Annotated in this window: 15 protein-coding genes; 7 read left to right on the top strand and 8 right to left on the bottom strand. The window is 64.8% G+C overall.

Annotated features, from left to right (window positions below; genetic code table 11):
* Positions 1–24: 24 nt before the first annotated feature.
* Both QY049_RS16220 and QY049_RS16225 read left to right on the top strand, forming a co-directional pair.
* The gene (locus QY049_RS16220) at positions 25–309 is read left to right on the top strand and encodes a cupin domain-containing protein (protein ID WP_258765175.1); all 285 of its coding nucleotides are present in this window, start codon (positions 25–27) and stop codon (positions 307–309) included.
* 93 nt (positions 310–402) lie between these two features.
* The gene (locus QY049_RS16225) at positions 403–1,320 is read left to right on the top strand and encodes a hypothetical protein (RefSeq protein WP_258765176.1); all 918 of its coding nucleotides are present in this window, start codon (positions 403–405) and stop codon (positions 1,318–1,320) included.
* Positions 1,321–1,354: 34 nt separating this feature from the next.
* Here QY049_RS16225 and QY049_RS16230 read toward each other — a convergent pair whose 3' ends face one another.
* The gene (locus tag QY049_RS16230) at positions 1,355–2,005 is read right to left on the bottom strand and encodes a tetratricopeptide repeat protein (RefSeq protein WP_194479653.1); all 651 of its coding nucleotides are present in this window, start codon (positions 2,003–2,005) and stop codon (positions 1,355–1,357) included.
* Between the two features lie 125 nt (positions 2,006–2,130).
* Positions 2,131–2,427 carry a 30S ribosomal protein S21 gene (gene rpsU, locus QY049_RS16235; protein ID WP_027545547.1) on the bottom strand — a complete coding sequence of 99 codons (297 nt, stop codon included), beginning with the start codon at positions 2,425–2,427 and terminating at the stop codon, positions 2,131–2,133.
* 259 nt (positions 2,428–2,686) lie between these two features.
* Between rpsU and aqpZ the strand changes: the two genes are divergently transcribed.
* Positions 2,687–3,409, top strand: coding sequence for an aquaporin Z (gene aqpZ / locus QY049_RS16240; protein ID WP_194479654.1), 723 nt, complete (start codon positions 2,687–2,689; stop codon positions 3,407–3,409).
* A 93-nt stretch (positions 3,410–3,502) separates the two neighbouring features.
* On the opposite strand, the gene QY049_RS16245 is transcribed toward aqpZ, so the two are convergent.
* The gene (locus QY049_RS16245) at positions 3,503–4,609 is read right to left on the bottom strand and encodes a 5-(carboxyamino)imidazole ribonucleotide synthase (protein ID WP_301269594.1); all 1,107 of its coding nucleotides are present in this window, start codon (positions 4,607–4,609) and stop codon (positions 3,503–3,505) included.
* Positions 4,606–5,094 (bottom strand): 5-(carboxyamino)imidazole ribonucleotide mutase, encoded by a 489-nt coding sequence (purE, locus tag QY049_RS16250; protein WP_194479656.1) that lies wholly within the window; start codon positions 5,092–5,094, stop codon positions 4,606–4,608. The genes QY049_RS16245 and purE overlap by 4 nt, the downstream gene beginning before the upstream one ends.
* A gap of 141 nt (positions 5,095–5,235) precedes the next feature.
* Between purE and QY049_RS16255 the strand changes: the two genes are divergently transcribed.
* Positions 5,236–6,003 (top strand): GGDEF domain-containing protein, encoded by a 768-nt coding sequence (locus QY049_RS16255; RefSeq protein ID WP_301269595.1) that lies wholly within the window; start codon positions 5,236–5,238, stop codon positions 6,001–6,003.
* Between the two features lie 2 nt (positions 6,004–6,005).
* Here QY049_RS16255 and QY049_RS16260 read toward each other — a convergent pair whose 3' ends face one another.
* The 3 genes from QY049_RS16260 to QY049_RS16270 form a co-directional block, all read right to left on the bottom strand.
* Positions 6,006–6,257, bottom strand: a complete 252-nt coding sequence (locus tag QY049_RS16260) for a hypothetical protein (RefSeq protein ID WP_194479658.1) — start codon at positions 6,255–6,257, stop codon at positions 6,006–6,008.
* A 21-nt stretch (positions 6,258–6,278) separates the two neighbouring features.
* Positions 6,279–6,485 (bottom strand): hypothetical protein, encoded by a 207-nt coding sequence (locus QY049_RS16265; RefSeq protein ID WP_194479659.1) that lies wholly within the window; start codon positions 6,483–6,485, stop codon positions 6,279–6,281.
* Between the two features lie 135 nt (positions 6,486–6,620).
* A complete protein-coding gene (locus QY049_RS16270) occupies positions 6,621–6,827 on the bottom strand; it encodes a YdcH family protein (RefSeq protein ID WP_018641547.1) in 207 nt (68 codons plus the stop codon).
* 328 nt (positions 6,828–7,155) lie between these two features.
* On the opposite strand from QY049_RS16270, the gene QY049_RS16275 reads away from it, so the two are divergent.
* Positions 7,156–7,338 (top strand): YdcH family protein, encoded by a 183-nt coding sequence (locus tag QY049_RS16275; protein WP_194479660.1) that lies wholly within the window; start codon positions 7,156–7,158, stop codon positions 7,336–7,338.
* Positions 7,339–7,449: 111 nt separating this feature from the next.
* On the opposite strand, the gene QY049_RS16280 is transcribed toward QY049_RS16275, so the two are convergent.
* Positions 7,450–8,553 carry an NAD(P)/FAD-dependent oxidoreductase gene (locus QY049_RS16280; RefSeq protein WP_301269596.1) on the bottom strand — a complete coding sequence of 368 codons (1,104 nt, stop codon included), beginning with the start codon at positions 8,551–8,553 and terminating at the stop codon, positions 7,450–7,452.
* A gap of 206 nt (positions 8,554–8,759) precedes the next feature.
* Between QY049_RS16280 and QY049_RS16285 the strand changes: the two genes are divergently transcribed.
* Both QY049_RS16285 and QY049_RS16290 read left to right on the top strand, forming a co-directional pair.
* On the top strand, positions 8,760–11,438 hold the full coding sequence (locus QY049_RS16285) for an EAL domain-containing protein (RefSeq protein WP_258765182.1): 2,679 nt from the start codon (positions 8,760–8,762) through the stop codon (positions 11,436–11,438).
* Between the two features lie 33 nt (positions 11,439–11,471).
* Positions 11,472–12,941, top strand: coding sequence for a glycerol-3-phosphate dehydrogenase (locus tag QY049_RS16290; protein ID WP_301269597.1), 1,470 nt, complete (start codon positions 11,472–11,474; stop codon positions 12,939–12,941).
* The last annotated feature ends 42 nt before the right edge of the window (positions 12,942–12,983 follow it).

Raw genomic sequence — 12,983 nt, forward strand, 5'->3', positions numbered from 1 at the left:
ACCGATTACCCGAGAGAGGTTCTGATGCTTGCCGCCACGTCCGAGGTTCAGGTCGACAACGAACAGGTCCGGGTGACCGAATGGCGGCTTGCCCCGGGCAGCGCGACCGGGCATCACACCCACGGCATGGACTACGTGATCGTTCCCGTCGTGGCCGGCGAAATGACCATCGTGGCGCCCGGCGGCGAGCGCACCAAGGCGCAGCTTGCGGCCGGAAAATCCTACTTCCGCAAGGCCGGCGTCCAACACGACGTACTTAACGAAACCTCAACCGAGATCGTGTTCCTTGAGATTGAGCTGAAGCCGTAAGGCACGCGTAGCCTTTGCCATCGATCCGTCGCAGTTGATCCCTTACAATGCCCCAAAGTTCCCGCATCAGATCGCGCGGGGAGTGGCCGAGAAATGCTGAAATACCTCGCTAAAATCTCGATGGATATTTTCCCCTCGGTGCTCGCGACGATCATCGGGGCCTACATCGTTAACCACTACATCAACGCCAAGCCGGCGGCGGATACGCCAGCCGCGGTGGTGGCGCCTGCCAATGCCGGCAAGAAGCCCGCAGACGTGGCCAATCTCCCGGCCCCCGGCGTGAAGGCCAGGGGCGTCTCCGAGAAGAGCATTTCCGACAAGAGCGCGACGGACAAGCCGGCGGCCGAGAAGCCCGGCGAGACCAAGGCTGCGGACGAGGCCCCTTCTCACGGCCGTACCCCGGCGCATGAGAAGGCGGTTGCCAAGACCTCCCCAGTCGCGCCCACTCCGGCAGCGCCGGTGGTCGAAGCCAATTCGGCGTCGGCCGTCGCATCTCCGGCTGTGACCCCCGACGCCAACGATCTGGCGCGGGCCGCCATCGAGCGCCTGCGCAAGTCGCCTGAGGGCAAGGCCGCTGAGAAGGCCGCTGAGGCCAAATCCGAAATCAAGCCTGTCGAGGTCAAGGCCGCCGAGAGGCCGCCGGAGCCTGCGGTGCAGGAAGCTTCCCGTACGCCGGAGGCCCCCCGCGTCATCACTGCAGTGCCGTCGACGGTGCGCCCGCTGCCGCCGCCGATCAATGTGTCGACGCCGTCATCCGAAACCTTTGGCAATGGCGGCGCGCCGCAGGCGAATTCCCCCTACACGGCCTCGATCGGCAATGACGATCCGAATCGGCTGACGCCGCCGGCGGATATTCCGGTGCCGATGATTGCGCCGCCGCTCGATCTGCGCGCCGACGCAGGTGCTGCCGCATCCACCCCGCGACCCAAGACCAATGTCGCCGACGAAATGCTGTCGGGCATGAAGTCGATGTTCCACGCGGTTCTGCCGAAGGGCGCCACCCCCGATTAAGACGAGGACGGCTGTCAGCGCCGTCCCCAGACTTTCAGCCGCCGACGCGGGCCAAGCCGTTGCGGGCCGCGTCATCGCGTGGGCGCAGCGCGACGGCCTTGTTGTAGGACGCCGCTGCCTTGGTCTTGTCTCCCAGCCGCTCATAGGCCTGTCCCCGTGTCGTCCAGACCTGGGCGTTCTGCGGATCGGCCTCGGATGCTTCGTCGAGATCGGCAGCCGCCTCCTTGACCTTGCCGATCGCCAGATAGCTGACCGCACGGCCGAGCAGTGGCTCGGCCTTCTGCGGATTGAGTCCGCTTGCGGCACCGAAATCGGCGATTGCGAAGTCGTGCTCGTTGTTGCCCTGGTAGAGCAGGGCGCGGCCATAGAGCGCCTGCGCGTTGTAGGGATCGAGCGCGACGGCGCGATTGAACTCGTCCAGCGCGGCCTGCGTCTCGCCCGATTTGACCAGCGCCTGGGCTTTTGCCGTGTGGGTCTGGGCCTCGGTCACGTTGGCGGCGCTGACGGCGCTATCCGGCGCGGTCGCCGCCGCGGGCGCTTCCTGCGGCTTATCCTTCTCCGGACCGAGCGAGCCCAGATCGAAGGAGCACCCGCACAGCGTGATCCCCATCAAGGCCAGCGCGAGCTGCTGGCGCCAGATCTGGCGCAGCCGCGCCAAGCCGGGCTCGGGGAAAGGGGAGACCATCTACGGTTCGCTCGCGCTGGTGCCGCATCTGTAGTGCCCCGTCCCAGAAAGGCACCGCTCACAAAATAATAACGCGGGCCTGGGGCCCGCGTCATCCAAAACTCAGTCCTGCGCGACCGGCAAAATCAGCGCGGCCCGCGCGGACCTGCACCGGGGCCGCCACGGCCACCACGCTCACCGCCGGGGCCGGCGCCGAACACCGGCTTCGGCTTCATCGGCAACAGGCCTTCGCGCTGCAGCTTCTTGCGGGCCAGCTTGCGCGCACGGCGAACGGCTTCGGCCTTTTCACGAGCCTTCTTCTCGGAGGGCTTCTCGTAGTGACCGCGGAGCTTCATCTCGCGGAAAATGCCCTCACGCTGCATCTTCTTCTTCAGCGCCTTCAGGGCTTGGTCGACATTGTTATCGCGAACGAGAACCTGCACGCGGCATCCTCTTCAGTGGATCGGATTTGAATTCTGGTAAGTCAAAGGGGATGGCAAAAAGCGCAAGCCCTTAACCTTGAGGGCGCGGATGTATCAGACAAAACCTTGGATGTCCACCGGCCAAGCGGGATTTCGGGCCAAGTTCAGCCATTAAATGCGGCGAAAATGCTCCCTTGCGGCCCTGATTTGGGAGATTTGGCGCCAAGAAGGGCCGCAGCGGACATAGTTCCGGAATCTTTGAAATCAGGGGAGACGCCACATGGACATGAAGAAATATGCCGCCGAGGCCATCGGTACGTTCTGGCTCACATTCGCAGGTTGCGGCAGCGCGGTGATCGCCGCCGGCTTTCCGCAGGTCGGCATCGGCCTGGTCGGCGTGTCCCTGGCCTTCGGCTTGAGCGTCGTCACCATGGCCTATGCGATCGGCCACATCTCGGGCTGCCATCTCAACCCGGCCGTCACCGTCGGTCTCGCCGCCGGCGGGCGCTTTCCGGCGGGCCAGATCCTGCCTTACGTGATCGCGCAGGTCTGCGGTGCAATCGTCGCCGCTGAACTGCTCTATGTGATCGCCAGCGGCGCGCCCGGTTTCGACGTCACCAAGGGCTTTGCGTCCAACGGCTATGATGCGCATTCGCCGGGCCAGTACAGCATGATCGCGTGCTTCGTCACCGAGGTCGTGATGACCATGATGTTCCTGTTCGTCATCATGGGCGCGACCCACGGCCGCGCACCGGCGGGCTTTGCGCCGCTCGCGATCGGGCTTGCGCTGGTGATGATCCATCTCGTCAGCATCCCCGTCACCAACACGTCGGTGAATCCGGCGCGCAGCACCGGCCCCGCGCTGTTCGTCGGCGGCTGGGCGCTGTCGCAACTCTGGCTGTTCTGGGTCGCACCGCTGATCGGCGGCGCGCTGGGCGGGGTGATCTATCGCTGGCTCAGCGAGGAGCCGGCAGGCGTCGTCGCGGGCGTGAAGACGGCGTAGAGCGCTTTCGAGCGAAGCGGGTACCGGTTCGCATCGAGAAAACGCGTCAAGACAGAAACCAAGAATTGGATCGCAGCTTTCTGCTGCGGTCCCTCACTTGCTCCTCGAAGGCCTGACTTCGGTGACGTGGCCCATCTTGCGGCCGGGGCGCGGTGCGCCCTTGCCGTAGATGTGGACGGTCGCGCCCGGCACGCTCAGCCACGACTCGTAGTCGTTGATCTCGTCGCCGATCAGGTTGGTCATTGTCACGACCTCGCCGTGACGCACCGGCTTGCCGAGCGGCCAGCCGGCGATGGCACGGATGTGCTGCTCGAACTGCGAGACCGACGCGCCGTCGAGCGTCCAGTGTCCGGAATTGTGCACGCGCGGGGCGATCTCGTTGACCAGCACCTTCGATCCGCCGCCGTTGGCGACCACGAACATCTCAACCGCGAGCACGCCGACATAGTCGAGCGCGGTTGCGATCTTGCCGGCGATGCCGCGCGCCTCTTCGGCGAGCGCGTCCGGAATCGGTGCAGGCGCGCGCGAGATCTTCAGAATGTGGTCGCGGTGCTCGTTCTCGGTGACGTCGAAGCACTCGACCTGGCCCGATGCCGAACGCGCGGCAATCACTGAGATCTCGCGCTCGAACGGCACGAAGGCTTCCAGGATTGCGGCTTTGGTGGCGAGGCTGGTCCACACTTTCGCGATGTCGTCGCCCTCGCGGATGATGGCCTGGCCCTTGCCGTCATAGCCGAAGCGACGGGTCTTCAGCACCGCGGGAAGGCCGATCTTCACGATCGCCTCGCGGAGCGATGCAACCGAGGTGACGTCGGCATAGGCGGCGGTGCCGATGCCGAGTTTCGTCACGAAATCCTTCTCGGCGAGCCGGTCCTGGGTGGTCTCCAGGATCTTGCGGTTGGGCAGTACCGGGCGGCGCGCATCCAGCACCATGGCGGCCGCGGACGGCACGTTCTCGAATTCGTAGGTGATGACGTCGACGTCGTGGGCGAACAGCTCGAGCGCCTCGACGTCGGCATATTCGGCGCAGGTCGCGTTCAGCACGACGTCGAAGGCCGGCGAATCCGGATCGGGCGAGAACACCTGGCAGCGCAGCCCAAGCCGCGCCGCGGCCATCGCCAGCATCCGGCCGAGTTGCCCGCCGCCGAGGATTCCGATGGTGTCGCCGGGCTTCAGCTTCACCTGCTTTGCGTCCGTCACGCCTTGTCCTCCGGGCGCTCGGCAACGGCCTCGGTCTGCGCCTTGCGCCAGGCGGCCAGGCGCTCGGACAGCGCTGGATCGGACAGCGCCAGCACGGCCGCCGCGAGCAGCGCCGCGTTGATCGCGCCGGCCTTGCCGATGGCAAGCGTGCCGACCGGAATGCCGGCGGGCATCTGAACGATCGAATAGAGCGAATCGATGCCCTTCAGCGTTCGGGACTCGACGGGCACGCCGAATACCGGCAGTTCCGTCAGCGACGCGGCCATGCCGGGCAGATGCGCGGCGCCGCCGGCGCCGGCGATGATCACCTTGAAGCCGGCCGCCTTGGCGCCCTTGGCGAAGCTGAACAGCCGGTCGGGGGTGCGGTGGGCCGAGACGATGCGAGTCTCGGAGGCGACACCGAGGACTGCGAGCGTGTCGGCGGCGTGCCGCATCGTCTCCCAGTCCGACTGGCTTCCCATGATGATGGCGATCGGCGCGGTCATGACGTCAATTGTGCTCGGAAAACAGAAAGATAGGCCAGATTAACGGTTCCGGCCGGCGGCTCGCAAGGCGGTGGCAAGGAGAAGGGAATGCACTATCCTGTCTTGGTGAATCCCCGCAAGCCTTCATTGAGCAGGATGCCCATGAAGAAACCAAAAAGGGCGACCGCTGCGAAGGCCAAAAAGGGCCGGAAAACCCGCGGGAGCCGAACCAGAACTGCACCCAAGCGGGCGACGGCGCCGCGCCGCGGGTCCCGTGCCGGTGCTGCCAAGGAAACTGCCAAGGAAACTGCCAAGACGACCGGTAAGTCGACTGGCAAGGCAACTAGCAAGGACACCAGCAGAGCGACCCTCCGCGACCTGCGGACCAGGCTCGCGCAAGCGCTGCGGCGCGTCGCCGAGCTCGAGGCTGCGGCCGACACCGATTTCCTGCTGGGCATTCCCAACCGGCGCGGCTTCGAGCGCGAGCTCCAGCGCGCCATCGCCTACATGAAGCGCTACCGCGCCAGCGGCGCACTGATCGTGCTCGACGTCGATCGCCTGAAACCGATCAACGATTCCTTCGGCCATGCCGCCGGTGACGAGGTGCTGAAGGCGATCGCGAGCACGCTGACGCGGCAGATCCGCGCTTCCGACGTGGTCGGACGTCTCGGCGGCGACGAGTTCGCCTTGCTGCTGTGGAATCTCAGCGAGACCGATGCCAAGGCGAAGGCTGTCATCTTCGAGCAGGCGATCGACGATCTGTCTTTCACCTTTCGCGGCCAGCTTGTGGCCGCGGGCGCCTCTGCCGGCGTCGCGCTGCTCGGCGCGCAGTCCGACGCTGCCCGCGCGCTGGAGGAGGCCGATGCCGCCATGTATGTGCGCAAAGCGCAGCGGCGGCACGAGCCGCGGATCAGGCTTGTCAGCAGCTGATTTTACAGTGTCGCGAGATCTTCCGGCACATTGCCGAATTTACGCAGCAGCGTGGCATCACCGAATTCACCGGTCATGGGATCGCCGCTGCGGCTGAATGCGATTGCGCCGATATGTCCGGCGCCGCGCGCCAATGCCTCGGCGCGTCGCAACGCGGCCGTCGAGCTCTGGCATTCCTCAGCCGTGCCCGCGACAGGCGATCCGTCGGCATCGATCAGGAAGGGCATTGCAACGTAGTAGGTCACGTCAGACATGGCGTTGCTCCAACGGTGAGTTCAGGCAGCGCTACTCCTGCTGCGTGAGGTCTCGGGAATGCAGCCGGCCGAAATCGCCGCCTGCAATTCCTCCAGCTCGGCTTCCAGGTATTCGTTGGCCATGATCAGCGCCTTGATCGTGCTGCGCAGGTTGCCGTCGCACATCGCGATCGCCTGGTCGCAGGCCTGTTCATAATGGCTGTTGTCGAGAAGGGCGGGGACTGACATCGGCGGTGTCCTTGCGGGTTGTCCTTGGGCGTTTGCTTTGGGCGGTTCCTGGGGTGTCCGGGCGGTATTTATGTTCTCTTTTTGTTCTTTTCGAGTCAAGCGGATTCATCGCGGCAATCCACGGCCGCTCACAGCTCAGGCAATGATGTCGGGCGTGATCTGGTCTTCGATGAAGGCGATACGGTCGCGCAACAATAGCTTGCGCTTCTTCAACCGCTGTAACCGCAAAAGGTCGGGAGCGGGCGATTGATGCAGTGCATCGATCGCCGCATCGAGATCTCGGTGTTCCTGCTGCAACCGGGTGAGCTCGGCTTCGAGCTCACGCTCGTCTTCATGGGTCATGTCTGCGGTGGCCGAAAACCGATGGGCTTGAGATCAAGGCTGTGGACGCCCTGTGGAAATTATCGCCCTTGCGCGGCGTGACCGCAAGCGATCTGCGACCGTCACGCACCGCTCTCTCGCAAGATATTTCGACGATTCGCAAGCGCGCCGCATAAGCGCATTGATATCATGGATTTTTCGCCGCGCGGTTCCGTACTCACGCTTCATTACATATGAATTTTCAAAAATGACGATGCGACGACGGATACCCATCGACAGAACGAATCGGTGATGTACACTTCCGCGTCCGGATCGAATCCAAGGGTCACCCCTACCGAGGAGGTTTCGAATGACAATTCAGGCACATCTGGTTGAATTGGAACGGAAGCACAAAATTCTCGAAAACGAATTGCACGAAGCTCTCGTGCACCTTTCAACAGACGACCTGCAAATTGTTGAGTTGAAGCGCCGCAAGTTACTGGTCAAGGACCAGATCGAACGACTGAAGCAGTCCGGCGACACGCTTCACTAGTAGCCCCCGTAACAGCGTCAGGTTTGATCGTATCCTTTCAGGCAGGGACGGGAGCCTTCGCGCTTGTCCCTGCTGTAAGGTGCGCATTGCGCGAGCATCTTCGCGCGGTGATCAGATCTCTGCGAGCTCCGCGACGTGGTCCGCGATCGCGAGCGACGATGTCAGTCCCGGCGATTCGATGCCGAACAGATTGACCAGCCCTGCAACGCCGTGGTCGCGCGGACCCTGCATCAGAAAATCCTGCGTCGCCACCGCCGGCGGCACGATCTTCGGGCGGATGCCGGAATAGCTCGGCATCAGCGCGCCATCGGGCAGCGTCGGCCAGTATTTGCGGATCGCCGGATAGAAGCGTTCGGCGCGCGACGGATCGACTTCGTAATCGATGGTCTCGATCCATTCGACGTCGGGGCCGAAGCGCGCCTGTCCTGCCATGTCCAGCGTCAGATGCACCCCTAACCCGCCGGGCTCGGGCACCGGATAGATCAGGCGCGAGAACGGCGCGCGCGCGTTGCAGCTGAAATAATTGCCCTTGGCGAGATAGGCCGGCGGAATCCGGTCGACAGGCATACCGTCGATGTGACGCGCCACGGTCGTCGCCGAAAGTCCGGCGGCGTTGACGAGCAGGTCGCATTGCAGGGTCATCGGCGCTTCGCCGCCGGCTTCGATCTCGATCACGCCGGCCTCCGCCTTGGCGCGGATCAGCGGCGTGTGAAACGCAAAGGCCGCGCCTGCATCTTCAGCCTCGCCGCGCAGCGAGAGCATATAGGCATGGCTGTCGATGATGCCCGTTGACGGCGACAGCAGTGCCGCGTCGCAGGCCAGCGCCGGCTCCAGTGCGCGTGCGGCCTCGCCGGAGAGCAATTGCATGTCGAGCACGCCATTGGCCTCGGCATGCGCCTTGATCGATTGCAGCTTCTCGGTTTCCTTCGCACTGGTCGCGACGATCAGCTTGCCGCAGTTCTTGTGCGGGATGCCGCGCTCGCCGCAATAGCGATACAGCGCCTGCTTGCCGCTGACGCACATCCGCGCCATCCAGCTTCCGGCGCGGTAGTAGATCCCGGCATGGATCACCTCGCTGTTGCGCGAGGAGGTGACGGTGCCGATGGCTTCGGCTTCCTCGAGCACGATCACCTCGCGCCCCGCCTGTGCCAGCTTCCTTGCCACCGCGAGCCCGACCACGCCGGCCCCGATGACGACGCAGTCGACCCTATCCATGGCTACGCAGAGGTCCCGTTGAAGCTGCCGATGGCGCCGGTTTGCCTGGAAAACGCGCCGCGCGGCCGTTTTCCGTTAAGGAAGCATTTATCATGTCAGGGCAATTGCCGTATTTCGCGTCACATTTTTTCTGTTGGGCGTACAGGCGTTTACCCGATCCAAACCCGTGAAGCCAGACAATCCGCAGTTGAAATTGCGGGTGGCGGATGGCCGAGAAAAACTGGCAGGAAGGCAGCATGCTTCCGATTGCTGTGCAGGCCGTCGTGTGCCTGACCAGCGCGGTCGCGCCTTCGCGTGCCTATGCCGGAAGCTTCGATCCGCCGACCTTTCTGGCCAATCTCGACCCCAATCTGATCTGGGAAGCTCTCATCGGGGGCATCGTCGTCTGCGCGTTTCTGGCTGCTATCGCGCTGTGGATCCATTCTGCCCTGCGCCGAAGCAAGCGTTCGCAGCTGCGGCGAAACGCCTTCGTCTCCTCCGCCATGAACAATCTCAACCAGGGCGTGGTGATGACGGATGCGCAGCGGCGCGTCATCTTCTGCAACGACCGCTATCTTGACATCTACGGCCTGGCGCGTTCGGACCTGTGGACCGGCATGACCGGCTACGACATCCTCGGGTTGCGGCGCAAGCGCGGGGTCCTCGGCGTCACCGACGACGAGTTCTACGAGAAAGCGGCAAGCCCCAACGGCCTGATCACCGAACTGCCCGATGGCCGAGCGATCCTGGTCAAATATTTCGTTCTGCCGAACGGCGGCTCGGTGGCGACCCATCTCGACGTCAGCGAGCACCGCAAGCTGTCGCGGCAGCTCGCGTCGACCAAGCAATTCCTGGAAACCGTGCTGGACAACGTGCCGGCCTGCGTCGCGGCGAAGACCATCGAGGACGGCCGCTACATTTTCGCCAACAGCGCCTATGAGCGCTTCTGGGGTTTCTCGCGGGATCAGGTCGTCGGCAAGAACGCGCGTGAGCTGTTCGACCCGAAATCGGCTGACAGCATCGAGGCGACCGACCGCGCCGCGCTGCTGGCGCCGGATGGACAGCATCGCAACGAATTCGAAGTCGAGGTCGACCAGGCCCGGCGCATGGTGGCCTCGATCCGCATCGTGGTCCGCAACGAGAGCAACAAGCCGGAATTCCTGCTGGTGGTGTTCGAGGACATCACCGATCGGCAATCGCTGTCGATGGAGCTGGAGAGCACCAAGAAGTTCCTCGAACTCGTGGTCGACAACATCCCGGTGGCGCTGATCGTGGAGCAGGTCAAGGATGGCCGCTACCTGCTGGCCAACCGCAGCGCCGAGACGATCCTCAACCGCAGGCGCGAGGAAGCCACCGGCCTGACCGCCTCCGACATCTTCAATGCCAAGGAAGCCAAGCTGATCATCGCGCGCGACGAGGCCGCGATCAAGAAACGCGGGATGATCACCGAGGAGCATCCGATCTCCACCAAGGACGGCCTGCGCCTGTTCCTGACCCGGCGCGCAACGGTGCTCAACGATGCGGGCGAGCCGCAATATCTGATCAAGACCCACGAGGACGTCACCAACCGCCGGCAGACCGAGTCGCGCATGGCGCACATGGCCTATCACGACGGCCTCACCGATCTGCCGAACCGCGCGGCCTTCCTCCAGGCGCTGACCCAGATGATCGAGGCCTGCGAGGGGACCGACGAGGAATTCGCTGTCCTTTGCGTCGACCTCGACGGCCTCAAGGAAGTCAACGACGTGTTCGGCCACGCGCTCGGCGACAAGCTGCTGATCGAGGTGGCCCAGCGGTTCCAGGACGCCGCACGCGGCGGCCTGGTGGCGCGCCTGTCCGGCGACGAATTCGGCCTGATCATCGACGGCAAGCAGCCCGAGGCCGGTCTCGCGCTGGCACAGCAGCTCGGCGAGGCGCTCGCGGCTGAATTCCACATCGACGGCCGCGCCGTACGCGCCGGCATCACCACCGGCATGTCGGTCTTCCCGCACAATGGCCCCGACGGTGCCGCGCTGCTCGCCAATGCCGGCGCCGCCCTGTTCCGCGCCAAGCAGAAATCGCGCGGCACGATCAGCCTCTACCAGCCCGAGATGGACCAGCAGATCCGCGATCGCCGCGTGCTGCACCAGGACCTGTCGAAGGCGATCAAGAACGGCGAATTGTCGCTGGCCTTCCAGCCGCAGGGCATCGCGCGCAACAGCGTCGCCGAGAGTGAGATCATCGGCTTCGAGGCCTTGGCGCGCTGGCAGCATCCGGTGCGCGGTCAGGTCTCGCCGGCCGAATTCATCCCGATCGCGGAGGAAAGCGGCCTGATCGTCGAGATGGGCGAGTGGATCCTGCACGAGGCCTGCCGCGAGGCGGCGTCGTGGCCGAAGCCGCTCCAGGTCGCGGTAAACCTGTCGCCGGCGCAGTTCATGCACGGCGACGTGGTCGGGCTCGTCCATTCGATCCTGATCGAGACCGGACTTGCGCCCGGTCGGCTCGAGCTCGAGATCACCGAAGGCGTGCTGATCGAGGATTTCGATCGCGGCCTGGCGCTGCTGCGCCGGCTGAAGGCGCTGGGCGTCCGCATCTCGATGGACGATTTCGGCAGCGGCTATTCATCGCTGAGCTATCTGCAGGCGTTCCCGTTCGACAAGATCAAGATCGACCGCGCCTTCATCATCAATCTCGGCCGCAACCCGCAATCGGCCGCGATCGTGCGCGCCGTGATCGACCTCGGCCACGGTCTCGAAATGTCGATCATCGCCGAAGGCGTCGAGACGATCGACCAGCTCGCTTTCCTCGCCGGAGAAGGCTGCGACGGCGTGCAGGGCTATCTGCTCGGCAAGCCGCTGCCGATCGGACAATATGCCGGCCTCGTCGGCCGTGCCGAGGCCATGGAGCTTGCGCTCAAGACCGGCTAGTGATGGAGCGCTTCGCTCCCATTCGACGGTTTCATGGCGGATTACGACCTCGCGATCATCGGTGGCGGCCTGAACGGCGTCAGCCTCGCGCGCGATGCCGCCGGCCGCGGGCTGCGGGTGATCCTGATCGAGCAGGGCGATCTCGGCGGCGCCGCATCGTCCGCGACACCTCGGCTAATCCACGGCGATTTGTCGGTGCTGGAGCGGCGCGGCTTCTGGCGGGTGCGCCGGGCGCTGGCCGAGCGCCGGACCTGGGTTCGAATCGCGCCGCATCTGGTGCGGCCGATGAGTTTTGTGATCCCCGCCCATTCCGACGAGCGTCCGCCATGGCTGCTGCGCGCCGCCCTGTATGCCTATGATGCGCTCACGGATCGCGGCGGTTTGCCAGGATCGGCCACCCTCGACATCACGCATCATCCCGTCGGCAACGCGCTGAAGCGTCCGTTCGGCATCGCCTTCCAATATGCCGACTGCGTGGTCGATGATTCCCGTCTTGTGGTGCTCACGGCGTTGGATGCTGCCGAGCGCGGCGCCGTGATCCGGACCGGGGCGCGTTGCGTGCGCGCCGACAGGACCGAGATCTGGCGGCTCGCGCTGGTCGATCGCGGGCATCGCCGGGTGATCACGGCGCGTTCGCTGGCCAACGCCACCGGCGGCTGGACGTCGATGGTCGCGGAGACCGTGCTCCGGCAGCCGCAGCCGGCCATGGTCGCGAGGCAGATGAGCCAGATCGTCGTTCCGAGGCTTTACGAATCGGACAACGTCTATGTCTTCCAGAACAGCGATGGACGGCTGATTTTCGCAAGCCCGTTCGCGCAGGATTTCACGCTGGTCGGCACCGTCACGCGCGACTTCACCGGCGATCCCGCGATCGTCGCGATGCCGGGCGCCGATGTCGGCTATCTCTGCGACGCTGCAAGCCGCTATTTCCGCGAGCGCGTCGCTCCGACCGACGTGGTACGCACGGTTACTGGTGTCAACCTGTCGCTCGAATCCGCACGACGCCGCGACGGCACGACACTGTTCCACGCACGCCGGCGCAAGGCGCCGCTGCTCACGATGTTTGGCGGCGACATCACGACTTCGCGTTTTCGCGCCGAGCGGGCAGTGACGCGGTTGACGCCGTTCTATCCGATGTCACGACCCTGGACTTCGGGCGCAGCATTGCCGGGCGGCGATTTCGCCTGGGATCGTTTCGAGATTGAGGTCGACCTCGCGCGCCACCGCTGGGGCCTGCTTTCGGAGTCGCAAGCCCGGCGTCTGGTTGCGGCCTACGGCTCGCGACTGCCGGGCGTGCTGGGCGCAGCGAAGAGCAGAGACGATCTTGGCCCCGTCTTCGGCCCCGACCTGACCGGCGCAGAGGTCCGCTATCTGATGGACCATGAATGGGCACGCTTCCCCGACGACATCCTGTGGCGCCGCTCCAAGCTCGGCCTGACCATGCCCGCGGCGGATCGCGACGCGTTGGCTGCGTTCATGGCGGATCCGTCTCGAACCGGTTGAGCAATGGCCGATCCGCCGCTAGCGTGCGGCGGCATTAGGGTT

Origin of the sequence: Bradyrhizobium sp. WYCCWR 13022 (assembly GCF_030435535.1) — a bacterium.
Taxonomy (GTDB): domain Bacteria; phylum Pseudomonadota; class Alphaproteobacteria; order Rhizobiales; family Xanthobacteraceae; genus Bradyrhizobium.